We start from the raw sequence: 23532 nt of genomic DNA on the forward strand, positions 1-23532 counted from the left end.
TTCATGTCATTCACAAGCGACTTTATTAATTTAACACATCATCACTTTAGTGTCAACACTTTTTTGTTTTTTAACCGTCACTTACGAAAACTTTTTAAGAATGTTTCGCAGCGACGGTTATTAATATACCAAGTATTTTTATAAAGGTCAATACCTTTTATTATTTTTTAAAAATAATTATGAAACGCGATAACATCTATGAAAGACACCATTACCTTTGGTTTCTATATTGGCTACTTCTATTAAATGTTTTTCAATTAAATATTCAATGAGCACTGCTAAATCTACAGAATAAGGGATTAATTCTTTCTCGTTCATAATTTCATTAAACAGCCAGTATTCCTTCCCGCGTAGGACATCCAATAAATGAGAAGTACCAATACTTGTTCTGGAATGAATCAGAAACTCGCTGGCCAAGAACAAAAGCTCCAGTCTTTTTTCTAATGTTTCTTCACTATTCACTAGCTCAACATATAATTTATAAATTTCTGGCTCTATTTGTTTTACCTGATGCCAAACCGTAAGTTCAGGATGGAGACCATTTTCAATTACAGCCAATCGCGCTAAATGATGTAAGGAATGCACTACATAGTTATAGGCATCTAAAAATTGACCGCTCTCAAATAACGCTTTACCATCTACATAGCGCCGTATTAATTTAGCAAACTCTAAACCCATTTTAATTTTTCGTCCATTAAAAGGAAAATCCCGGAGCTCCGTTTTTAAATTCATGACGTACTCATTACGATCAAACAAAATTTTGGCTTCATGAATCCATTCAAATATCTTTCGGTTCGTGCCCAATAAGAGCCATTCCTGAAGCTGAGATTCTGACACGACATGCATAGCTGCCTTTTTGTCACCGTAGGTATAATGTTTAATAAATAATGACTGGTCAGCCTCTTTTACAATTATCAATAAAACAACATCAAATGAATCAGTAATATGACTTGATTTACGTTTTTTTTCGACCAACAAAACTCCTAGTGTATTGGATTGACTCGCCCTTTCTTGATAAATAGGCCGAAGGATGTCTTCCATTCATCATTCCTCCATTTTATTCAGGTAGCATTATATGTTCGACAGTGGAATCTAATTTCCTTCTTTCCTAAAAGACAAATTTCGACATTCTTTGTATTTTTTCTTACAAAATAATTATGGTATAGTTTGTCTAGGAGGGTGAAACATGGCAAAATATTCGAATAAGATAAATAAAATACGTACTTTTGCATTATCCTTAATCTTTATTGGTTTTATTGTAATGTATATCGGTATTTATTTTAGGACTTCACCAGTTATTATGACCATCTTTATGCTTTTAGGGCTACTTTTTATTATTGCGAGTACTGTCGTTTATTTTTGGATTGGAATGCTATCAACCAAAACGGTTCAAGTGAAGTGCCCTAGCTGCGGAAAACCAACTAAGATGCTTGGCCGGGTGGATATGTGTATGCACTGCCGCGAACCATTAACATTAGATCCTGGTCTTGAAGGAAAACAATTTGATGAATCCTATAATCATAAAAAAGAAAACAAATAAAAAGAGGATGACTAAAACCCATTGGTTAATACCAAATGGTTTTAGTCATCCTCTTTTTTAGAAAAAACAAACATTCAATTAATTATTAATGCACTTCTTTACTAACACATTCAGGACAAGATCCGTAAATCTCCATACGATGATTATCAACTTTAAAGCCTGTTACATGCGAAGCTAAATGTTCTACCTCATCTAGACCTGGATAATGGAAATCAACAATTTTACCACAGTTTTGACAAATCACATGGTAATGATGGGAGGTTACAAAATCAAAGCGTGCGGATGCATCCCCATAGGTTAATTCCTTAACAAGTCCAACTTCACGAAATACCCGTAAATTATTGTAAACAGTTGCCACACTCATATTAGGAAATTTTCCTTCAAGGGCTTTATAAATTTCATCTGCTGTAGGATGTGACATCGAGTTTATTAAATATTCAAGTATCGCATGACGTTGCGGAGTAATTCTCACACCCGTATCCTTCAGGGTATCCAACGCTTCTTTTAACTGATTCATCGCCATGCACCTTCTTTCTAAAAAATATTATTAGATTATAATTGTTATAATTAATTTTACTAGGTCTTTTGTACTTTTGTCAATATTGTAATCTAATAAACACTATTTGTTACTAACTATTACCATGTAAGGTTTGTTCATTCTGCCCTAATTGATAATTGACATATCTGGCTGTTACAAACAAAAGGTCGGAAAGCCGGTTTAAATAGGCTAAGACCAGTGGATTAACTTCTTCCCCTAATGAAACCGCACAACGTTCAGCTCTCCGTACAATTGTTCGAGCCACATGGAGGGAAGCACCCGCCGGATGTCCTCCAGGCAGGATGAAATTCGTTAGTCCCGGCAGGGTAGTATCCCAGTCATCAATCTGTTTTTCTAATAGTTCGATATCTGAAGGCGCAAGCTTCCACTTAACTTCCTTCCCTGTTGGTGTAGCCAATTCCGCTCCGACATGAAAAAGGTTTGTTTGTATTTTATGATATACATTTTCAATTATTTCTTTCCCTTGAAAATTTTCATTTTTTAAGTAACTTAAGGCAAGACCAATCATAGAGTTTGTTTCATCGCAGGTTCCATACGCCTCGACCCGTAAATCATTTTTCGCTACCCTTTGGCCATAAATTAGGGACGTCGTACCTTTATCACCTGTTTTGGTATATATTTTCATTTACTTACCTCCATTAGCAAAATTAATTAATCAAATCCTTATGTATTTAGGTGGGGCTGTTTTCTTCATCTTAACACCTTTACTTATATTTAGAAAAGTTGTAATCATGATATTCATTTTCATAAAAAAAAAGGGTCACTATGGACCCAAATGATTTTATCTGAGGAGGTATGCCCTAATAAAATGATATTCAATTTATGCTTTCTTGCATTGGACAAATGCCTTTTCTCGTGAAAATAGGCTTTAAAGTATGTAGATTTCATTCCTCATTTTATGAAAGAATTCATAACTCATGTCCAAAAATATAAAAAGGTTAAGATCGTGTACTTTTTCCCCTGCATCAAAGAATTACAAAAAGGAATAATAAGAAATATTTAGTTAGATGGGAGGAAAAAGATGAAATACACAGAAAACGCCTTATCGATATTCGCACTTGGCGGCATTAATGAAATCGGAAAAAACATGTATGTTGTTCAGTATGAAGACGATATTTTCATCATCGACTGTGGCGGGAAATTCCCAGATGAAAGCTTACTGGGAATTGATTTAATTATTCCTGACATTACTTATCTAGAGGAGAATCAGGACAAAATCAGGGCCTTAATTGTCACCCATGGTCACGAGGACCATATTGGCGGCATTCCCTATTTCTTAAGAAAATTAAACGTACCAATTTACGCCACCCGATTTACGCTTGGATTAATTGAATTAAAAATCGATGAACATAGGCTAAGAGGAGATTCCAAACTCATTACGATTGACTCCAATTCAAGATTGGAATTCGGATCGGTTGAGATTTCCTTTTTTAAAGTAAGCCATAGCATACCAGACTGCCTTGGAATTGTCTTTCATACACCTGAAGGGAATGTGGTTCACACTGGTGATTTTAAATTCGATTTAACACCTGCCAATAACCAATATGCCGATATACATAAAATGGCAGAAATCGGCCAGCAAGGTGTCTTAGTTTTAATTTCTGAAAGTACCAATGCAGAGCGTAAAGGGCTCACGCCTTCTGAGCAAATGGTAGGTTCCCATATGGACGAAGCCTTCATAAAAGCTAGAGGGAAGATTTTCATCTCTACATTCGCCTCGAATGTCAATCGGGTTCAGCAAGTGGTTGAGTCCGCGTTAAGGACTAATCGGAAACTAGCCTTGCTTGGCCGCAGTATGGTTAACGTTGTTAATGTCGCCATCGAACGCGGTTATTTAAATGTTCCAGAAGGTATGTTAATCGATGCCAGCGAGGTGGATAAACTGCCGGCTGAAAAGGTTGCAATCCTTTGTACAGGCAGTCAAGGGGAACCAATGGCAGCCTTATCCCGATTAGCTAGCGGAAACTTCCGTGATGTCGCGATTTACCCTGGAGATACGGTGATATTAGCTGCATCCCCAATCCCCGGAAACGAAAAAGATGTTTCTAAAATCATAGACAATTTATTTCAAATCGGGGCTAAAGTAATTTACGGTTCCGGCAGTACAACCGGCATGCATGTGTCCGGTCACGGCTATCAGGAAGACCTAAAGCTTATGCTGACTTTAATGAAACCTACCTATTTCATCCCCATCCATGGTGAATACCGGATGCTGCACCATCATCGGATGTTAGGTGAATCCGTTGGGGTGGAAAAAGGCAATACATTTATTATTAAAAATGGAGACGTCGTCGATATCAAAAATGGAACTGCCCGTCAGACCCGTTCCGTTCCATCCGGGGATACATATGTAGATGGTATTGGTGTAGGCGATGTCGGCGACATTGTACTACGCGACAGAAAGCAGCTGTCTGAAGATGGAATGCTTGTTATTGTCATTACAATTAGCAAAGGCGACCGAAAGATCATTTCAGGGCCAGATACTATTACTCGCGGGTTTGTTTATGCACGAGACTCGGATGAAATGCTCAAAGAAGTTAACCGCCTCGTTACAAAGTCTGTCAATGACATGCACGCCGAAAATATTCGCCAATGGAATGTTATGAAACAAAACATTAAAAAGTCAGTTGGGCAATATTTATTTACTCAAACCAAGCGAAAGCCAATGATTCTCCCGATTATTATAGAAATTTAAATAAACAAAAAAGGATGTGCACTTAACCCGTGACCCATCCTTTTTAATTAATCAGAATGCTATACTTTGTATGGATTAGACTAAATTCTCTTTTACATACTGCAATGCTTCTTCGACATGCCCTTGTACTTTTACCTTACGCCACTCTTTTACTAGCTTACCTTCCTTATCAATCACAAACGTCGACCGTTCAATTCCCATATACTCTTTTCCAAAGTTTTTCTTCAGTTTCCAAACCTCATACGTTTCTGATACTTTATGTTCTTCATCAACTAACAGTAAAAAAGGCAGATTGTACTTTTCGATAAATTTTTCGTGCTTCACTTGAGAGTCTGGGCTGACTCCTAAAATCACGCAATCTAATTCAGTAAAGTTTTGATGGTAATCACGAAAATCACATGCCTGTGTGGTGCACCCAGGAGTCATGTCCTTCGGATAGAAATATAACACAATATTTTTCCCTCTAAAATCTGCTAAGCTAACATTTTCTCCATTTGTTGCCCTTAATTCAAAATCAGGTGCCTGTACGCCAATTTCAATTGTCATTTTTAACCTCTTCCTTCGCTTAGTAATCATTGTTTAAGTGCCGTTTGGTACTCTTATTTATTCTAAGCGTAACCAAACTCACCTAATAACACAACTATATCACTATAAATGAGGTTACTTTTCACTATTTAGCACCACTCTAGCTACAAACGCCGCTGGCAATGTATAGCCAATTAATGCCTCAATAACAGCAACCATCCTCCCTAATCCTTGCGGGAGGACATCGCCGTTGCCTACTGAAAAAAGCGTCATCGCACTAAAATAAAAGCTTGATTCAAAAATATTATGATGGGGATGATTTACTTCACGCAGCAGCGGCATACCAATTAAATTAAACAGAATGTAGATCATGCCAAAACCTAGGATGATTGTTAAATAGACAGCTCCTAAATATAAAAAATTCTCAACCGAAGCAAATTTCCCTCTAAGCGTGTTAGGAATAAATAATGTTCGCAGACTCATAAAAATGCAAAATATGACAACCGGGAGTAAGAAATAGAACACCGAAACCACCCCTATTAGAATACGCGCTACTCTATTCCTATGCAGGCTTGGACGATTAAATAGCAAAAACCAGGCGTTAGCCCGGAATATTAAAGCGGAAGCGCATTGATCAGGGGCGACAGGCATAAGACAAGCCTTCTTGACGGATTGGCTTATGACCCCGATCCCCTAGGCGCTGGAACTGGACAATCATCAGAGTTTAATGCTTAATTTAATTCCCTGCACCTCGATATTTTTTAACACCTTGATTCCAAACAATCACTGATAAAATAAAGAAAATAACCCCAATAAACGGCGTTAAAAAGGAATACCAGTACCATTCTTGTTTTTCAAGGAAAAAGGCTGCAGGGTAAATACCTACAAAAGCAAATGGTAAGATCCATGTTAAAATAAAGCGAATCAATTGATTATAGATATTCACCGGGTATCTGCCGTAATTGCTGATATTATACATCATCGGCATCAGCGACGTCCGTGCATCGGCCCAAAAGCTAATACAAGCAAGCAATATAAAGATACCGCCATATACTAGTGCTCCACCTACGACAAAAACTATAAACATAATCGGGTCATACCAATCTATGTCTAAATGAAGCCTGCTGCCGGCATAGAACATAACGGCAAGTCCTGTAATGGCCCCTAACAGTGATTCAAGTTCAAGTCTTTCTAAAATGATTTGAAATAAACTGTGGATAGGCCGTGTTAAAATTCGGTCCAATTCTCCCTTTACAATGTAACGCTCGTTAAAATCCCAAATATTAAAAAAGGCTGAAAAAACCGCAAATGGGACTAAGAAAAATCCATAGATGAAAATAATTTCATCCCTGTTCCACCCGTGCAGTAAATGAGTGTGCCCAAATACAACTAAAATAAAAATAAGGTTAATGGCTTGCGAGAGCAAGTCGGAGAAAAACTCAACAAACACGTCAGCTCGGTATTGGAATCTCGTTTTTAAATACTGTGATAGATATTGAAAAAACATCGATAAATAGAACACAGATTACCCCCCTTGAATAATCAACTGTTTTTTCGCTAGATGCCAAAGTAAATAAATTGGCAGCATTAAGATGATTACCCAAATAAATTGCTGGCCGATAGCAGCTATCGCTTGATCATGTGAAAACCCTTTGGTGAAAATCATACTTGGCGCATAACTAATTCCTTGGAAAGGCAGAAAGCCCATTATAGATTGCGCCCATCCAGGAAAAAAACTAATTGGCAGAAGAAGCCCCGAAAACAAGTCAATCACCACTCGCTTCGCACGAATTAATCCAGCATTATTATATAAGAAGAAAGTGGTAATACCCGTTAATAAATTCAGCTCAGTATTAATAAAAAAGCTCAACATAATAGAAATAGCAAATAACCCCCATACACTTAAATCCCAAGTGAATTGAATCGGGAAAATAAAATACACGATAATAAGTCCAGGAGCTGAAAAGAAGAACAGTCTAAAGATCCCTTCCCCTAAACCCTGCATCGTTTTCATTCCTAAATAATTGTAGGGCCTGATAAGTTCAATCGCGACTTTTCCTTCCATAATTTCTTGAGCCATCTCCCGGTCAAGATTATTAAAATAAAAGGCTCTTGCCATCCAGGAAACCGCTACATAGGTAGTCATTTGGACAACCGAAAGCCCTTGGATCTGTTCTTTTCCACCATAAATAGCCGTCCAAAGAAAATAATAAGCACCAATATTAATACTATAAATGAGAATTCCTGTATAATAATTAGTCCGGTATGCCAGCATCATTAAAAAACGGATTCTAATCATTTCTAAATATTTATCCAACTTCCACAGCACCCTTTTCATAGATATTTCGAATAATTTCTTCTGTCGAAGTTTCATTTATTTTTACATCTTTAATTTTGAATGCTGCAACGACTTGGGCGATAACCTGTGAAATTAATTCATCACGATCCTCTACTGTCGCAGTAAAAATCTGGTCCTTCTCCTCTATCTCCCACACCACCGGAAGTCCGCTGGTTACTTTTTTTACTGCAGGAATATCGACTGCCTCAAGAAATTGGAATTGCAATTCTTTCTGGTCGCCCCATTTTTCTTTTAACTCCCTTAATCCTCCGTCATAAATGATGTTTCCTTCATCCAGCATTACAACACGCTCACACAATGCCTCAATATCCGAGAGGTCATGAGTGGTCAGTAGAATCGTAGTGTTATATTTTTCATTAATTTCTTTCAAGAACTCCCGAATTTTCAACTTTACCAGGACATCTAATCCGATGGTTGGTTCATCTAAGAATAGTAACGGAGGGTTGTGAATTAAAGCGGCAGCAAGTTCACAGCGCATTCTTTGACCGAGTGATAACTTTCTTACTGGCTTGTCTAAAAGTGGTTCAATATCCAATGTTTTAATGACATGGTTCATATGCTGGTCGTACTGTTCGTCAGATACTTTATAAACTTTTTTCAACAAGCGGAATGACTCCTGCACAGCAATATCCCACCATAATTGCGAACGCTGCCCAAAAACAACGCCAATTGTCTGCACAAATCGTTCCCGTTCCTTATGCGGATTCATCCCGTTAACAATGATTTCACCGGATGTCGGGGTTAATATCCCCGTCAGCATTTTAATAGTGGTCGATTTACCTGCCCCATTTTCACCAATGTAGCCCACCATCTCCCCTTTTTTGACTGAAAAATTAATATCATTCACAGCAGGTAAAACTTTATAATTACGGGTAAATAAATCCCGAAATGCACCCTTTAAACCTGAACGGCTAGAATAGGCTTTAAACTCTTTTCGTAAATTTTTAACTTGAATTACATTTTCCATTTTGCGTCCTCCTGATACATTGCCCTAGAGAATTAGTTTAGCCAAATAATATTGATTAAACAACAATCCTGTATTTCAACAAATTTTCTAAAATATAAAACAGATAGAACTCAACATAAAAAGTGATAAAATAGAGAGATACGTAAATGAAGGAGGAAAGATTGTGCAATTTTCAAATTCAGAAAGATTACATAATGAAGCATTAGAACACATTGTAGGCGGAGTTAACAGCCCTTCAAGGTCTTACAAGGCAGTTGGCGGGGGTTCCCCGGTGGTTATGGAACGAGGTCAAGGCGCTTATTTTTGGGACGTCGACGGCAACCAATATATCGATTTTCTTGCGGCTTATGGTCCAATTATTACAGGCCATGCCCACCCGCATATTACCCAAGCCATTAAACGTGCTGCAGAGACGGGAGTTCTTTATGGAACTCCCACTCCTCATGAGGTTAAATTTGCCAAAATGTTAAAAGAAGCCATACCATCCTTAGATAAAGTTCGATTTGTTAACTCGGGAACAGAGGCCGTCATGTCTACCATTCGTGTTGCCCGCGCCCACACAGGACGTGATAAAATCATTAAATTTGCCGGCTGTTATCATGGGCATTCAGACCTTGTGCTCGTTGCGGCCGGTTCAGGTCCATCTACTCTGGGGACACCGGATTCTGCTGGTGTGCCAAAGAGCATTGCCCAAGAAGTAATCACGGTTCCTTTCAATGATATTGAACCATTTAAACAAGCATTAGAAAAATGGGGCGATCAGGTTGCTGCTGTATTAGTTGAACCAATCGTCGGAAACTTTGGGATTGTTGAACCGAAGCCTGGCTTCCTGCAACAAGTCAATGACCTTACCCATGAATCAGGGGCACTGGTTATCTATGATGAAGTCATAACAGCCTTTCGTTTTATGTATGGAGGAGCACAGGATTTATTAGGGGTGCAGCCTGATCTAACCGCATTAGGAAAAATTATCGGCGGCGGTCTTCCAATTGGAGCATACGGCGGTCGTAAAGAAATTATGGAGAAGGTCGCACCGCTCGGCACTGCCTACCAAGCGGGCACGATGGCTGGAAACCCGGCATCAATGCTCTCAGGAATTGCCTGCCTTGAAGTCTTAAAGCAAGATGGAGTGTATGAGTATTTAGATCGATTAGGGGCTATGCTCGAAGAAGGAATTTTGGAAGCTGCCAAGGAGAATGGTATTGAAATAACCATTAACCGTTTGAAGGGCGCTTTAACTGTTTATTTTACGAATGAAAAAATAGAAAATTATGAGCAGGCAGAAAATACTGATGGTCAAATGTTTGGAAAGTTTTTCAAACTTATGCTTCATCAAGGAATTAATCTTGCCCCTTCAAAATATGAAGCTTGGTTCTTAACCATTGCTCATACAGAAGAAGACATCGAAGCCACATTACACGCGGTAAGAAATGCATTTTCTTCACTTAGAGACGAATAATTATGCATATTTTATGCACAAGGGGGAGTGGAAAACATTCCCCCTTTATTTTAAAAATGCGAATGAAAACGTTTACACCAACCTATTTATTCCTCAATTTGCATATTTTTTAGCGCACTTTTTTATCCAAAATAATGTATATTTATTTGATTTCTGAAAATTCTTGTGATAATATTAGCTTATTATTTCTTTATTTGAATCTTTTTTCTTTTACCCTTTATAAAGAGTTAAAAATTTCGTTTTAAAAAAGTAGTTTTATAAACTAATAGTATCATAGGAGGTGAAACGGCTTTAACGGTGAACCGATAAAGCCATGAATAATGTCACAAAACTGGACCCCTTCCCTATTTAAAGATTTCCATAAGCAGGAACATGATGCCTGCGGAATTGTCGCTTGTCTTGAAAAAAGTAAAATTCCAACTAGAAAAAATATTTTTGACTGTATAGAAGCACTTGTTACAATGAACCATCGCGCTGGTTTTATTAACGGCGAAGGTGATGGTGTTGGGATCCATATGGACATTCCAACAAAGCTTTGGAAACACAAACTAACTGCTGCCGGCATTGATGCAAACCTTGCAGACCAAGAGGACTTTGCTGTCGGTCATGTGTTTATCAGCCAAAAGGTTAACTGGCAATCAACCAAACAAGAACTACAAAAAAAGCTAGAAAAATACGAACTCACCTTAGTTTTTGAGACAGATGAAGTGACAGACTCTGCCGCGCTAGGTCCAATTGCCATCCAAGAAAATCCTGTGTTCTGGCAATTTGCCTGTATTTCTACTAAGAAAGGCAAGGAACTGACCAAGAATCTGTTTGACGCGCTTATTGACTTTGAGATAAACGAGCATGTACATGTAGCATCACTTAGCCAAAATCATGTAGTTTATAAAGTTATGGGTGCGGGAGATATTTTGCCTCGCTACTATCATGACTTAGCGAATCCACTTGTCGCTTCAACCATGACTTTAGGCCATAATCGTTATTCCACCAATACTTTATCAAGCTTTTTCCGGGTTCAGCCATTTAGTGTCCTAGGTCACAATGGTGAAATTAATACCATTGCCAAGCTTCGTGATGAAGCAAGAATGATTGGGGTTCCGCTTGTTAAAGACGGAAGTGACTCACAGGACTTAAGCCGTACAATGGAGACATTAATCTGCCGTGACGGATACTCCTTATTTGAAACAATGGATTTATTGTTCCCGCCAATCATAAATGAAATCAAAGCATACCCTGAACATCTGCAGGATTTATATACGTATCTTCGTGAAGCATGGGGACATTTTGCTCAAGGACCAGCAGGTATAATTTCCCGCTATGATGATGAGGCAGTATTTAGTGTAGATGCTTTAGGATTACGTCCACTATGGATGCTTGAAACTGAAAGCTCTTATCTTTTCTCATCTGAACCAGGGATTATTCCTTCAAGTGAATATGTGAATGATCCGAAGCCATTAGCACCAGGAGAGAAAGTTGGTTTTAAATGGAACGGTGAGACATTAGCAGTTTTCGAGCATAGCCAATACCAAAACGAAGTATACAGCCGTTTCAATGACCGCTTAGCAATTAGTGAATCAAGAGTTAGACTTCAGCCTCCAACATTTAATAAAATTGTTACAATGAGTTATCCAGATAAAATTCACAACGGACAATATAAGGCATTTGGCTGGGAACGTGATCATATCCAATTAATTGAACAAATGGCCGAAAAAGGTGTCGAGCCGATTCGTTCACTTGGACATGATGCCCCACTTGCAGCCCTTAATCCAGAGCGAGTGAATATCGCTGACTATATTAAAGAAAGTGTTGCCGTTGTTACGAACCCTGCTATTGACCGTGACCGTGAAACAGAGCACTTCTCCACGCGTGTCATTGTTGGTAAACGTCCAGTCTTATTTGCGGCTGAAAAAGCAAATGGAGTCATTGAGCTTACCACTCCTCTTTTACTGGAAGGAAAAGCTGGATTCTTGTGTGCAGAAGAGGTAGGACAGCCTAGTTTTGATCAGGTAGTCCAACATTTCCAAGAGCTGAAATTAGCTGCCTTCATTTCTACAACATTTGCAAGCAGCGAAAAATTAGATGAGGCACTAGAAAGACTGGCAAATGAAGCGGTTCAAGCCGTTCAAGCTGGTAAAACGCTGCTGATCCTTGATGATGCGAAAGCACACCAAGAAGATTCCTACTGGATTGATTCACATTTAGCGACTTCTGCGATTGATCAAGCATTAGTAAAAGCTGAGTTAAGAAGAGACTGTTCTTTACTACTTCGTTCAGCATCAATCCGTTCGCTTCATGATGTAATTACAGTATTCGGTTTAGGAGCAGATTTGATTAGTCCATATTACATGTTCTTAACCGTTCAAGATGAAACAACTAAGCCGTTAACAAACCTATATAGTGCTTTAACAAAAGGGCTAGAAAAGGTAATTTCTACGATTGGAATTCACGAGCTGCGTGGATATGGCAGACTGTACTCAAGCATTGGGTTACATGATGAAGTTGCCAAAGTATTAAACATCGTAAACTTCTTTGGTTCGAATGAAATCAAGATGGATTTTGAAGCAATGAAGCAGGATTCTATCAAAAGGGCAGCAGATTACCAGAATGATAAAGAAAGAGTCGGCAAAACGTTCCACCTCTTCCCACGTATCTGGAAAGCCATTGGCGAGGTTGCTTCTACCGGTGACTACAACGCATATCGCGATAAAATAACTGAGCAGGAAGAGCAAAATCCGACTACAATTCGTCATTTGGTATCACTTAAAAAGAGTAACAAACAAGTATCACCAGAAGAAGTGGATCTTCGTGTTGGCGATCATGATTTACCATTCTTAATTTCTTCCATGTCATTTGGTTCTCAGAACGAAATTGCGTTTAGAGCCTATGCCGAAGGTGCAGATCGTTTGAACATGGTAAGTTTAAATGGTGAGGGCGGAGAAATTAAGGATATGCTTGGAAAATATCCAAGAACAAGAGGACAGCAAATTGCATCGGGCCGTTTTGGTGTAAATGCTGAACTGTTAAACTCTTCAAACCTATTAGAAATTAAGATTGGTCAGGGTGCAAAGCCTGGTGAAGGCGGACACTTACCTGGATCAAAGGTTACAGCAAAGGTTGCTGCTGCTCGTAACGCAACACTTGGTTCAGATTTAATTTCACCATCTAATAACCATGATATCTATTCAATTGAAGATTTGGCCCAAATGATTTTAGAATTAAAAACAGCCAATGACCAAGCTAAAATTGCGGTTAAAGTACCGGTTGTACCAAATATCGGTACAATCGCAGTTGGTATTGCCAAAGCTGGTGCAGATATCATCACACTAAGCGGCTTTGATGGCGGTACAGGTGCGGCTAGAATCCACGCCCTTCAATATGTTGGCTTGCCTGTCGAAATTGGGGTTAAAGCAGCTCACAATGCCCTATTAGAAAGCGGTCTTCGCCATAAAGTAGAAATTTGGGCAGATGGCGGCATGAAGAGCGCCATGGACGTTATTAAAATTATGCTTTTAGGTGCTAACCGCGTTGGTTTCGGTACATTAGCAATGCTTTCAATTGGTTGTACAACATGCCGCGGCTGTCATTTGGATACTTGCCATGTTGGTATTGCAACCCAAATTGAATCAGAAGCACAAGCGAAAGAACACGGCCTTCGTCGTTTTGTTCCTAGACAATTAGATTTAGCAGTTCAAGGAATTATGAATCTATTTACTGCATTTGGAACGGAATTAAAAGCTCTTGCTGCTTCATTAGGTATTAAAAATTTACAAGATGCAGTAGGTCATTCTGAACTACTTGAGCAGATTAAGGGTGAAAACCAACTTAGCCTATCTTACCTGTTAAAAACGCTTGAAATTAGCCAATTTGCAAAAGTTGAAGCTTCAAAATCAATGGATGAAGTTCAAATGCAGGTGGCTGCCGGTGCAGAATATCTTGATGCCAGTGTAGATCAGCTTCATTCTTCACGCGAGTTCTTAAGTGTAACATCTGAACAAAGGGTACTAGGAAGCCGGGTATCCTGCCACCGCGTCCGCGGCAGACTAGATGGTTCCTATAAGCAGCTGGCTCCTGTTCAGCTCAAATATAAGGAAGGCTCTATCCCTGGTAACGGTTTAGGTGCATATAACAGTGAGGGAATTGAAATTACTGTCAATGGCGGCGGACAAGACGGAGTCGGAAAAACTTCCTTCGGCGGTAATATTCATGTTCTTAAGTCTAAAGGTAAAAATGGCCGTTACCTTAATGGTTCTGTTGGTAAAGGTTTCGGTTATGGTGCTCAAAAAGGTCTTCTCGTTGCTCAAGGAAATGCTGATGCCCGTGCGGGAATCCGTCTTTCCGGCGCTGATTTAATTATTGGTGGTGCCGTGAAGAAGCCTATCCACGAAAAAGAAGCTGGTAATATCGGTGCAAACGCAAATATCAAAGGTTTTGCCTTTGAATATATGACAAATGGCCGCGGCCTTGTTTTAGGTGACCCAGGTCCATGGATTTGTGCAGGTATGACCGGTGGTGTTGTTTATGTCCGTCATCAGCCTGAATTGGGTCTAACCAAAGATGCCATTCAGCGTCGTGTTGCAAAAGGTGCCAAAGTATCTGTTGTCAATTTAGATGAAAAAGGCAAAAAAGATATTAATGAATTATTAGGTCAATATACTGCTTTGCTGGCGCAAAATGGTCAAAGTGAAGAGGCAAAACAGCTTAGAAGCCTTTTAGAAAATCCAGAAAATCACTTTGTGCAAATTCTCCCTGTTAAAGAGCAGGCAGATCCATCTGTATCAACAGAGTGATGAAAGAAAAGCGCAAGCGCCCCGTTTAGCGGCGTATGGCCTGGAGTGCTTCGTGAGATAAAGGAAAACCGAAATGCGGAAGCGCCTGGTTAAGGGGCGACAGGCATAAGACGATTCGTCAAGAAGGCTGTTCTTTAGCCTTCTTGACGGATTGGCTTATGACCCCGAGCCCCTAGGCGCTGAAGCTAGACAACACGAAGAGCGACAGCGATTCGATGTTGACTTATCGTAGGGAGAAGTGCGAAGGACACTAGCCGCTGGGTGCTGGAGCTGGACAATTTCCAAAGCCGATTATTATATGAAACGTCCGCTGATTTTAGCGGACGTTTTTTTAACATTTTTTTCATATAAATCGAATATATAAATTGATATAATATCTCTTGATAAAATGGGGTAAACATTGTATAGTACATATTTGTTATTCATTGAACAGATAAACGAACATTCGAAAGGAAATTAATTAAATGAAGTTAGGTGCCCGCATTTTAAAAACGGGAATAGCCATTGCATTATCCCTCTTTATTGGCCAGCTGGTGCATTCCCCATCCCCTGTCTTTGCCGGGATTGCAGCAATTTTTGCGATTCAACCGACCATATACCGCTCTTATTTGACTATTATTGAACAGATTCAAGGAAATATTATTGGTGCATTGTTTGCGGTAATTTTTGTTCTTCTTTTAGGGAATCACATTATTGTCATCGGATTGGCCGCCATTATTGTCATTCTTCTTAATCTTAAGCTTAAACTAGAAAATACAATCGGATTATCACTCGTAACCTTAATTTCCATCATGGAGATGCAAAGCGGTAATTTTATTCAGTTTGCCGGTATTCGTTTCTCGACCATTATGATTGGGGTATTCTCCGCTTTTTTAGTCAATCTCATCTTTATGCCGCCAAAGTATGAAAATAAACTTTACTTTAAAATTGTCAATACAACAGAAGAAATCATTAAATGGATTCGCTTAAGCACCAGACATGACTATGATCACCAATTACTTAAAGCAGATATTAAGACTTTTAAAGAGAGCATTCATTCTATGGAGCAGTTGTATACCATGTATAAAGAAGAACGCAGTTATTTTAAAAAAGTTAAGCTGGAAAAATCACGGAAGCTGGTTATTTATCGTCAATTAAATTTAACCGCAAAAAAAGCCCTGGATACACTTAAAAGGCTGCATCGCTTTGAAAACGAACTTTTACAGCTTCCCGATAGCTTTAAACAGTCCATCCAAGATCAATTAGATAGCTTAATTTATCATCATGAACAGGTTTTACTCCGTTTTATTGGAAAAGTCCCAACTCCGTCCTCAGGTGATAAAGAATTAAACTACATTAATAAAAAAGAGTTGTTCGATTTTTATTTAAAGCATGTAAGAGAAAACAACGATCATGATAACCCGCATTTATATCATTCCATGCAAATTATCGCTACAATTATCGATTACGGAGAACAAGTCGAACATCTTGATACTTTAATAACCAGCTTTCATTCCTACCATCATAACGAAGTATCGGTCGAAGAGGTACACGAATAAATGGAAAGAACCCCAGCATTCTGCTGGGGTTCTTTTCTGTTTGTATCCTTAAATAGATACCTGCTCATTCTTACTTTCAAGCTGCTGGACCTGAAATAACTTATAATAATTCCCTTGTTTAGCCATTAGTTCCTCATGAGTCCCAATCTCAACAATTTGACCATGTTCAATCAGAACAATCCGATTGGCATGAGTAATGGTCGATAAGCGATGGGCAACAATAAAGGTGGTCCTATCTTTTGCCAGCTCTTCCAGCGATTCCTGAATAAGATGCTCACTTTCTAAGTCTAAGGCTGATGTGGCTTCGTCAAGAATTAAAATAGGAGGATTTTTTAAAAATACCCTGGCAATCGCAACACGCTGCTTCTGACCACCAGAAAGCTTTACTCCTCGTTCCCCGACCTTGGTGTTGTATCCATCTGACAGGTTTAAGATAAACTCATGGGCGTTTGCCGCTTTGGATGCTAGATACACTTCTTCTTCGGCCGCATTCGGCTTCCCTAATAAAATGTTATCTTTAACGGATTCACTAAATAAGATATTGTCTTGAAAAACAACGCCTATTTTGTCTCTTAGAGTTTGAACCTTAAATTCACGTATATCCACGCCATCTAAAGTAATTTTTCCTTTTGTTACATCATAGAAGCGGGGGATGAGACTAACGAGAGTTGACTTTCCTCCTCCACTCATCCCAACGAGTGCAATTGTTTCTCCCTTTTTAACATCTAAATGGATGTCTTTTAGTACCATCTCTTCTGCTGGATCATAAGAAAAGGAAACATGATCAAATGATATATCGCCCTTTACCTCACTGCAGTCTCGAGCACTTGGCTTGTCAACTATGTCATATTTTTCGTCTAAAAATTCAAATACCCGGTCCATTGATGCAAATGATTGCGTAATCGTCGTCGATGAATTCACTAGTCTTCTTAAGGGATTATAAAGTTTATCGATATAGGCAAAAAAAGCGACCATCGTTCCAAGTGACAATTGATGGTCAATTACTAGGTAGGCTGAGTATCCAATCACAATTAATGGAGCGATATCCGTAATCGTGTTAACAGCTGCAAATGATTTAGCGTTCCAGCTTGTATGCTGCAAGGCTTTTTCTAAAAAATTTTTATTTTGTTTATCAAACTGTGTTTGTTCATATTTCTCTATAGCAAAGCTTTTAATCACTGACATTCCCTGCACTCTTTCGTGCAAATAACTCTGTACCTCCGCTAGCGCTTGTGAACGATTCCTTGTTAACTTTCGAAGGTTACCAAAAAAGTACCGTACCGAAAAAGCATAAAACGGAAATAACAAGATCGATACCACGGTTAATTTAACATTCATATAAAACATAAAAATGATAGCTATAACGATAGTGGCAATATCAAGCCAAAGATTCATTAATCCGGATATAACGAAGGTTTTCGTCTGCTCAACATCATTAATCATTCGGGAAATGATTTCTCCAGCACGGTTATTTGAAAAATACCGAAAGCTGAGCTTTTGAATATGAGTATACATCTGGTCCCGTATATCATATAGAATTTTACTTGAGGTCCATTGTGCGTAGTACTGTCGGTAATATTCAATCGGCGGTCTTAGGAAGACAAAGACCACAACCATAACACCCATAATGAGCATAAGTTTATTGACCTTTTCATCATGGGACAGGCCATGATTTCCAACAATATCATCAACCACATACTTTATCAGCATGGGAATAATCAGCGGGATGGAAAATTTAATAATACCAATAATAATCGTCCATATAATTTGTAAACGATACGGCTTCACAAATTGCAGGTATCTGCGAATACTGCTCAAGCAATCCCCTCCCCTTAAACTAAAATGCAGAAATTGACAGATAAGAACCTGTTGCTCTCCGAACAACAGGTTCTTTAACAACTGAAGTATTTAACGTCTGTAAGTTAAATAACGTTCATACCAAATATCGATAAAATCAGGTGCAAAAGGACCGTTACGTTGACGAATCCATTGAATTAATTTCTCAACATTTCTCTTTAAAATTTTATCGATGACATCGGGATAGTTCATCTCACGACGATGTCGTTCATATTCATCTTCGTCTAGTAAGTTAAAGGTCATATCAGGATACACTTTAATATCGAGATCATAATCAATATACTTTAGTGCTTCACCATCGAATATAAACGGTGAACTAATATTACAGTAATAGTAAATACCATCTTCCCGAATCATTCCAATTACGTTGAACCAGTATTGTGAGTGGAAATAACAGATTGCCGGTTCTCTTGTAATCCATGTTCTGCCATCTGACTCCGTTACAAGTGTCCGGTCATTTCCGCCAATCACTAAATTCTGAGACCCTTTTAAAACAGTTGTTTCTTCCCAGACGCGATGGATGTGCCCATTGTGTTTATAGCTATGTATTTGCATTGGTTCACCTTCGATGGGTACGACCATTTTCTCCCCTACCTTCATTTGAACGCTTTGAAACCTATTTCATAACTACATAAATAACGACAAAAGGTAACAAAGTAAAATTCCTATTTTTTATTATTATAACGGTTAAGACAAGAATTTAAAACAAAAGAGCCAGAATTCACTGGCTCTTTGTAAAAAATTGTGTATTTTTTCCTTGTTTTTCGTTCAAAAATTACAGTGAAGGGGTTAAATTCATTTCGCGGTAGGAATTAATGACCTCTTCAGTTTGCTTTTCAAAAATTAATTGTATCTCTTTTAGTTCTTGCTTCATGGCCTGAATATCGCTTTGAATGCTCTCTAGATTGGTTGCATTTTGTAATGTCTGGAGCTCTTCCTCAATTTGCTGGCATCGCTCAAGTTCAGCTTGCAGATATAGTAATTTTTCCATTGTCACCATTTGCTCGGAAACTAATCGGTTAAAATGATCCATTTCCCTCACCGCCTTATTTTTTAGCTACTATATGTATTCTCGAACAACAGCATTTTCCCTTTGACTTATTCTGTAGACATACAAGAAGTTTTGTCGAAAACAGAAAAGCGGAAGCGCCATGAACAGGGGCGATATAGGGAGAATTATCGATTGGCAAGCAAAGCGCAGCCAGAGATTAGTCTCCCTTAATGCGTACAGAAAGCGATAGCTTTCTGTAGCCAGGCATAAGACGAGCCGGCGGGAAGGCTGTACTTTTGCCTTTCTGACGGATTGGCTTATGACCCCGAGCCCCTAGGCGCTGGACAATGGAAAAGCGGAAGCGCCCTTTTATTACAGGAAAGAAGGCACTCTTACGAATGAAGAGTGCCTCCTTTTAAGTATTTTGTATTAGCTTTGGCCGAATTGACCGCTGCCTTGGTTCTTACGAGCTTGAGATTGTTGATTTTGTTGTCTTACTTCTTGAGCATTTGTTTCGCTAGCGAATTCAGTTCCAAATTGGCCAGCAGCTGCTCCAGTAGCTCCTGCAGATTGAGCATTTTGCTTTCTTACTTCTGCAGCATTAGTTTCGCTTGCAAATTCAGTTCCAAAAGAAGAACCGCCTTGTACAGATTGGGCATTTTGTTGTCTAACTTCCTGGATGTTAGTTCCAGCAGAAGTTTTGTTTGGCTGTTGATTGAAGTTTGCCATTGATATCACCTCCACGAAATTAATATGTCCCGGCTTCGTGGAGAATATCCAAAAAAATTATTTAAAAATAATTTAAATTAATTTAAACGAGTAAAGAAATTCCGCCATCAACAATGATCGTTTGTCCTCTGATCATGCTGGATTCATCTGATAAAAGAAACATAACACTATTAACGATGTCATCAATTTCCACCATTCGTCCTGCCGGGGTTTTTTCCCTCGCTTCTTGCAAAAGTTCTTCCCTGTTAGGAAAATGCTTTAATGCCTCGGTATCCACAGCACCGCCGGAAACAGCATTAACAATGATATTCTTTTGTGCTAACTCAACTGCTAAATACCTTGTTAACGCTTCAAGAGCTGCTTTAGAAACGCCTACTACGGTATAATTTTCTAAATAGCGAATAGAACCAAGGGAACTGATGCTGACTATTTTTCCGCCTCCGTTTCTTTCCATAAGTTTTGCTGCTTCTTGGGCACAAAATAAAAGTGCTTTACTATTGATATTTAACGTCCAATCCCAGTGCGATTCTTCTAATTCCATCACTGGACGTTGTACACCAGAAGCCGCATTATTAACGAAAATATCCAAACGGCCAAATTCTTGGTCTATTTGGGCAAACATATCTTTTATTTTTGCCACGTCGCCTACATTAGCCTTTACAACTAAAACTTTCCGACCCTTTGCTTCTATTTGTTCTGCAACCTCTAGGGCCGACTTTTTACTTCGTGCATAGTTAATAACGATATCATAGCCTGCTTCTGCTAAGCGAAGGGCGGTTGCCTTGCCAATTCCTCTACTGCTTCCGGTAATCAGTGCTACTTTTTGTGTCATATTTTTATTTCCCTTCTATGTATTTTGTTTTAGGATAAGTCGTAAAACGTTTCACTTTTCTATTCATTTTATCTTTTCCATGAATAGAAGACAATTAATATAAAACACTAAAATCAAATACAACTGAGGGGGAGTTTAGGGATATGTATGTAGGACGGGATATGACAGAGCTTTCAATGATGGCGAAAACAGATTGGAAGAATAGTGAATTAGCCTTTTTTCACCATTCGTTTCAACAAATTGCTCCGTATCTAAATAGTGAAGGTCAAACGATTCATCGAGAAATTATTGAGGAAATCGAACAGCGCGGCGGGATGAAACGTCAAGAAGCCGATTATACTCATGGAACCAAAACTGTGTATGACTAATATAATTAAGAAGAGGAATGGACGCTTATTGGCAGCGTCTATTCCTCTTGGGAATTCTTATACATTTGGAAGATTTTTTGATAGGAAACAGGGAAAGCATATTCATCCATTTCTTCACTGGAGACAAGCTTCCAATCCTCTTTTTCTATAAAATCATCAGGAAGTGTCCCTGTATAGACTTTAATATTCCATATCAAATGGGAAAATACGTGTTCTATTTGACCAATAATCCTTTCCAGATGGGCATTTAACTGCAACTCTTGGGTAAATAAAGATACTACCTCTTCCCGCTCATTTTGTAAATTGTGATGTAGCTCAATATTGGGTAATTCCCATAAATTTGCAAGCAAGCCGCTAGCTGGACGCTTATGAATAAGAAATTTACCTTCGGAATTTGTTAATACAGCAGCAGCAAGTTGAACATTCCGTGTTTTCGTTTTTTTGGTTTTAACAGGCAGCTCTTCTTGTACCCCTTCGAAAAAGGCCTGACAGTGCTCCCGTACAGGGCATAATAAGCAAGAGGGCGATGTAGGTGTACAGATTAAGGCACCAAGCTCCATTAAGGCTTGATTAAATGCCGATGGATCATCATGTGAGATTAAATCACGAACTGCTTGTTCAAAAATTTTCCTTGAAGATGGTTTAGCTATATCATCCCAAATCGATAGTATTCGGGAGAGGACTCTCATCACATTTCCATCTACAGCGGGTTCAGGAATCCCATAGGCAATACTTAAAATTGCCCCAGCTGTGTATGGTCCTACTCCCTTTAGTTCAGAGATTTCCTTCGGTGTATTTGGCACTTCTCCGTTATACTTCTCCCTTACTTCCTTCACTGCGGATTGAAGATTTCGCACGCGAGAATAGTAGCCAAGACCTTCCCAAGCTTTAAGTACTTTATCTTCATTAGCATCAGCCAAGTCATCAATTGTCGGGAACCATTCAATAAATCGATTAAAATAAGGGATAACCGTATCTACTCTTGTCTGCTGAAGCATGATTTCTGAAACCCAGACCTTGTAAGGATCCTGGTCCTTCCGCCATGGCAGGTCACGCTGTTCCCTTTTAAACCAGGAAATTAAATCGTTTTGAAATGTATTTATATTGATTTTTTCAGAATTTTCATGTTCAATAATCATAACTTTTGATCCTCCAGATTGTTAAACACCACGAAAAAAGGGAAAATAAATAAGAAAAGCGCAAGCGCCTTGATTAGGGGCTTAGACCTCCGAGTACCTAGGCGCTGCAGCTGGACAATTATCTACATCCATTCATTTACGATAAGCTAAAATCGCTTTTTTGACAAGAATTTATTAAAGGGGGAAAATCCTTTTGGATACTGGAACTCATGTTGTAATGGGTATTGCTTTAGGCGGTCTTGCTACGCTGGATCCGATAGTGGCCGGCAGTCATGCTACCGCAGTAAGTGTCTTGATTGGGACGATTGCAGGTTCACAAATTCCAGATATTGACACTGTATTAAAACTTAGAAATAATGCGATCTATATCCGAAATCATCGTGGAGTGACCCATTCCATTCCCGCGGTTATTTTATGGCCGCTCCTTATTATAGCGGTTATCTATCCGTTTTTCTCAGGTACAAACCTTTTGCATTTATGGGCTTGGACATTCGCTGCAGTGTTTATCCATGTTTTTGTCGATATTTTTAATGCCTATGGGACACAAGCCCTTAGACCCTTCTCTTCTAAATGGGTAGCGCTCGGAGTCATAAATACGTTTGATCCAATTATTTTCACTATTCATATTGTCGGCATATTTATTTGGATGCTCGGGGCAAAGCCAGGACTAACCTTTTTAATTATGTATGCTGTAATCATCCTATACTACGTTCGGAGATACTTAGCGAAAAATAGTGTCTTGCATGAAGTAAAAAAACTAATTCCAGACGCCACAGAAGTGATCATTGCACCAACAATGCGGTTTCATCAATGGAGAATTGCCGCCATGAATAAGGAGCAATTTTTTGTAGGTAAATCTGTTAATAAGCAGGTTGAAATCTTAGACAGGTTTATCCGAGTCCCTGTTCCAAATACGCCTGTAATCGAAGCTGCTAAAAAGGATAAAAATCTGTCAGCATTCTTGTCATTCTCCCCCGTCTATCGATGGGAAGTTGATGAATATACTGACTTTTATGAAGTCCGGTTTATTGATTTACGTTATCGAAGTAATGGCCACTATCCGTTTGTAGCTGTTGTTCAATTAGATCGTGACCTTAAGCCAATTAGTTCTTATACAGGATGGGTGTTTAGTGAGAAGAAATTACGGAAGAAGTTAAGTATTATCCCCAGTTGAGAAGGGCTAA

21 protein-coding genes are annotated in these 23532 nt (G+C 38.9%); 7 read left to right on the forward strand and 14 right to left on the reverse strand.

Annotated features, from left to right (window positions below; translation table 11 throughout):
- Nucleotides 1-177 precede the first annotated feature (177 nt).
- A complete protein-coding gene (locus AAHB15_RS04995) occupies nt 178-1041 on the reverse strand; it encodes a nucleotidyltransferase-like protein (protein ID WP_335575065.1) in 864 nt (287 codons plus the stop codon).
- 145 nt (nt 1042-1186) lie between these two features.
- On the opposite strand from AAHB15_RS04995, the gene AAHB15_RS05000 reads away from it, so the two are divergent.
- Entirely contained in the window at nt 1187-1540 is a 354-nt protein-coding gene (locus AAHB15_RS05000; RefSeq protein WP_335575066.1) for a YgzB family protein, read from the forward strand.
- Between the two features lie 85 nt (nt 1541-1625).
- Here the strand turns inward: AAHB15_RS05000 and perR are convergent, their stop codons facing one another.
- Together perR and AAHB15_RS05010 are read right to left on the reverse strand one after the other, a co-directional pair.
- The gene (gene perR / locus AAHB15_RS05005) at nt 1626-2063 is read right to left on the reverse strand and encodes a peroxide-responsive transcriptional repressor PerR (RefSeq protein WP_335575067.1); all 438 of its coding nucleotides are present in this window, start codon (nt 2061-2063) and stop codon (nt 1626-1628) included.
- Between the two features lie 106 nt (nt 2064-2169).
- Complete coding sequence (locus AAHB15_RS05010) at nt 2170-2724, reverse strand: cob(I)yrinic acid a,c-diamide adenosyltransferase (RefSeq protein WP_342041891.1); 555 nt, start codon at nt 2722-2724, stop codon at nt 2170-2172.
- Nucleotides 2725-3120: 396 nt separating this feature from the next.
- Between AAHB15_RS05010 and AAHB15_RS05015 the strand changes: the two genes are divergently transcribed.
- Entirely contained in the window at nt 3121-4794 is a 1674-nt protein-coding gene (locus AAHB15_RS05015) for a ribonuclease J (protein WP_144567372.1), read from the forward strand.
- A 75-nt stretch (nt 4795-4869) separates the two neighbouring features.
- On the opposite strand, the gene bcp is transcribed toward AAHB15_RS05015, so the two are convergent.
- The 5 genes from bcp to AAHB15_RS05040 all read right to left on the reverse strand — a co-directional run bounded on the left by bcp (nt 4870) and on the right by AAHB15_RS05040 (nt 8645).
- Complete coding sequence (gene bcp / locus AAHB15_RS05020; RefSeq protein ID WP_144567371.1) at nt 4870-5340, reverse strand: thioredoxin-dependent thiol peroxidase; 471 nt, start codon at nt 5338-5340, stop codon at nt 4870-4872.
- A gap of 114 nt (nt 5341-5454) precedes the next feature.
- Complete coding sequence (locus tag AAHB15_RS05025; protein WP_255286546.1) at nt 5455-5844, reverse strand: potassium channel family protein; 390 nt, start codon at nt 5842-5844, stop codon at nt 5455-5457.
- Nucleotides 5845-6055: 211 nt separating this feature from the next.
- Nucleotides 6056-6841 (reverse strand): ABC transporter permease, encoded by a 786-nt coding sequence (locus AAHB15_RS05030; RefSeq protein WP_335575070.1) that lies wholly within the window; start codon nt 6839-6841, stop codon nt 6056-6058.
- A gap of 3 nt (nt 6842-6844) precedes the next feature.
- Nucleotides 6845-7636: an ABC transporter permease gene (locus tag AAHB15_RS05035; RefSeq protein ID WP_098528002.1), complete on the reverse strand. Its 792-nt coding sequence runs from the start codon at nt 7634-7636 to the stop codon at nt 6845-6847.
- Entirely contained in the window at nt 7629-8645 is a 1017-nt protein-coding gene (locus AAHB15_RS05040) for an ABC transporter ATP-binding protein (protein ID WP_335575071.1), read from the reverse strand. The genes AAHB15_RS05035 and AAHB15_RS05040 overlap by 8 nt, the downstream gene beginning before the upstream one ends.
- A 163-nt stretch (nt 8646-8808) precedes the next feature.
- Between AAHB15_RS05040 and AAHB15_RS05045 the strand changes: the two genes are divergently transcribed.
- The 3 genes from AAHB15_RS05045 (at nt 8809) to AAHB15_RS05055 (ending at nt 16432) form a co-directional block, all read left to right on the forward strand.
- On the forward strand, nt 8809-10104 hold the full coding sequence (locus AAHB15_RS05045; RefSeq protein WP_342041892.1) for a glutamate-1-semialdehyde 2,1-aminomutase: 1296 nt from the start codon (nt 8809-8811) through the stop codon (nt 10102-10104).
- A gap of 320 nt (nt 10105-10424) precedes the next feature.
- Nucleotides 10425-14894, forward strand: coding sequence for a glutamate synthase-related protein (locus AAHB15_RS05050; RefSeq protein WP_342041893.1), 4470 nt, complete (start codon nt 10425-10427; stop codon nt 14892-14894).
- 464 nt (nt 14895-15358) lie between these two features.
- Nucleotides 15359-16432: an FUSC family protein gene (locus AAHB15_RS05055; protein ID WP_342041894.1), complete on the forward strand. Its 1074-nt coding sequence runs from the start codon at nt 15359-15361 to the stop codon at nt 16430-16432.
- Between the two features lie 48 nt (nt 16433-16480).
- Here the strand turns inward: AAHB15_RS05055 and AAHB15_RS05060 are convergent, their stop codons facing one another.
- The 5 genes from AAHB15_RS05060 to fabL all read right to left on the reverse strand — a co-directional run bounded on the left by AAHB15_RS05060 (nt 16481) and on the right by fabL (nt 20841).
- The gene (locus AAHB15_RS05060) at nt 16481-18250 is read right to left on the reverse strand and encodes an ABC transporter ATP-binding protein (RefSeq protein WP_342041895.1); all 1770 of its coding nucleotides are present in this window, start codon (nt 18248-18250) and stop codon (nt 16481-16483) included.
- A 90-nt stretch (nt 18251-18340) separates the two neighbouring features.
- Nucleotides 18341-18871 carry a nucleoside tri-diphosphate phosphatase gene (ntdP, locus tag AAHB15_RS05065; protein WP_098527996.1) on the reverse strand — a complete coding sequence of 177 codons (531 nt, stop codon included), beginning with the start codon at nt 18869-18871 and terminating at the stop codon, nt 18341-18343.
- 193 nt (nt 18872-19064) lie between these two features.
- The gene (locus tag AAHB15_RS05070; protein WP_098527995.1) at nt 19065-19322 is read right to left on the reverse strand and encodes a YgaB family protein; all 258 of its coding nucleotides are present in this window, start codon (nt 19320-19322) and stop codon (nt 19065-19067) included.
- A 387-nt stretch (nt 19323-19709) separates the two neighbouring features.
- Nucleotides 19710-20009, reverse strand: coding sequence for a gamma-type small acid-soluble spore protein (locus AAHB15_RS05075; RefSeq protein WP_342041896.1), 300 nt, complete (start codon nt 20007-20009; stop codon nt 19710-19712).
- Nucleotides 20010-20091: 82 nt separating this feature from the next.
- A complete protein-coding gene (gene fabL, locus AAHB15_RS05080) occupies nt 20092-20841 on the reverse strand; it encodes an enoyl-[acyl-carrier-protein] reductase FabL (RefSeq protein WP_144567363.1) in 750 nt (249 codons plus the stop codon).
- A 143-nt stretch (nt 20842-20984) separates the two neighbouring features.
- Between fabL and AAHB15_RS05085 the strand changes: the two genes are divergently transcribed.
- Nucleotides 20985-21209 carry a hypothetical protein gene (locus AAHB15_RS05085; RefSeq protein ID WP_098527992.1) on the forward strand — a complete coding sequence of 75 codons (225 nt, stop codon included), beginning with the start codon at nt 20985-20987 and terminating at the stop codon, nt 21207-21209.
- Between the two features lie 38 nt (nt 21210-21247).
- On the opposite strand, the gene mutY is transcribed toward AAHB15_RS05085, so the two are convergent.
- On the reverse strand, nt 21248-22348 hold the full coding sequence (gene mutY / locus AAHB15_RS05090) for an A/G-specific adenine glycosylase (RefSeq protein ID WP_342041897.1): 1101 nt from the start codon (nt 22346-22348) through the stop codon (nt 21248-21250).
- Nucleotides 22349-22541: 193 nt separating this feature from the next.
- On the opposite strand from mutY, the gene AAHB15_RS05095 reads away from it, so the two are divergent.
- The gene (locus AAHB15_RS05095) at nt 22542-23522 is read left to right on the forward strand and encodes a metal-dependent hydrolase (RefSeq protein ID WP_342041898.1); all 981 of its coding nucleotides are present in this window, start codon (nt 22542-22544) and stop codon (nt 23520-23522) included.
- The last annotated feature ends 10 nt before the right edge of the window (nt 23523-23532 follow it).

The sequence above is a fragment of the Bacillus sp. OTU2372 genome, from assembly GCF_038440275.1.
In the GTDB taxonomy this organism is placed as follows: Bacteria; Bacillota; Bacilli; order Bacillales; family Cytobacillaceae; genus Neobacillus; species Neobacillus bataviensis_B.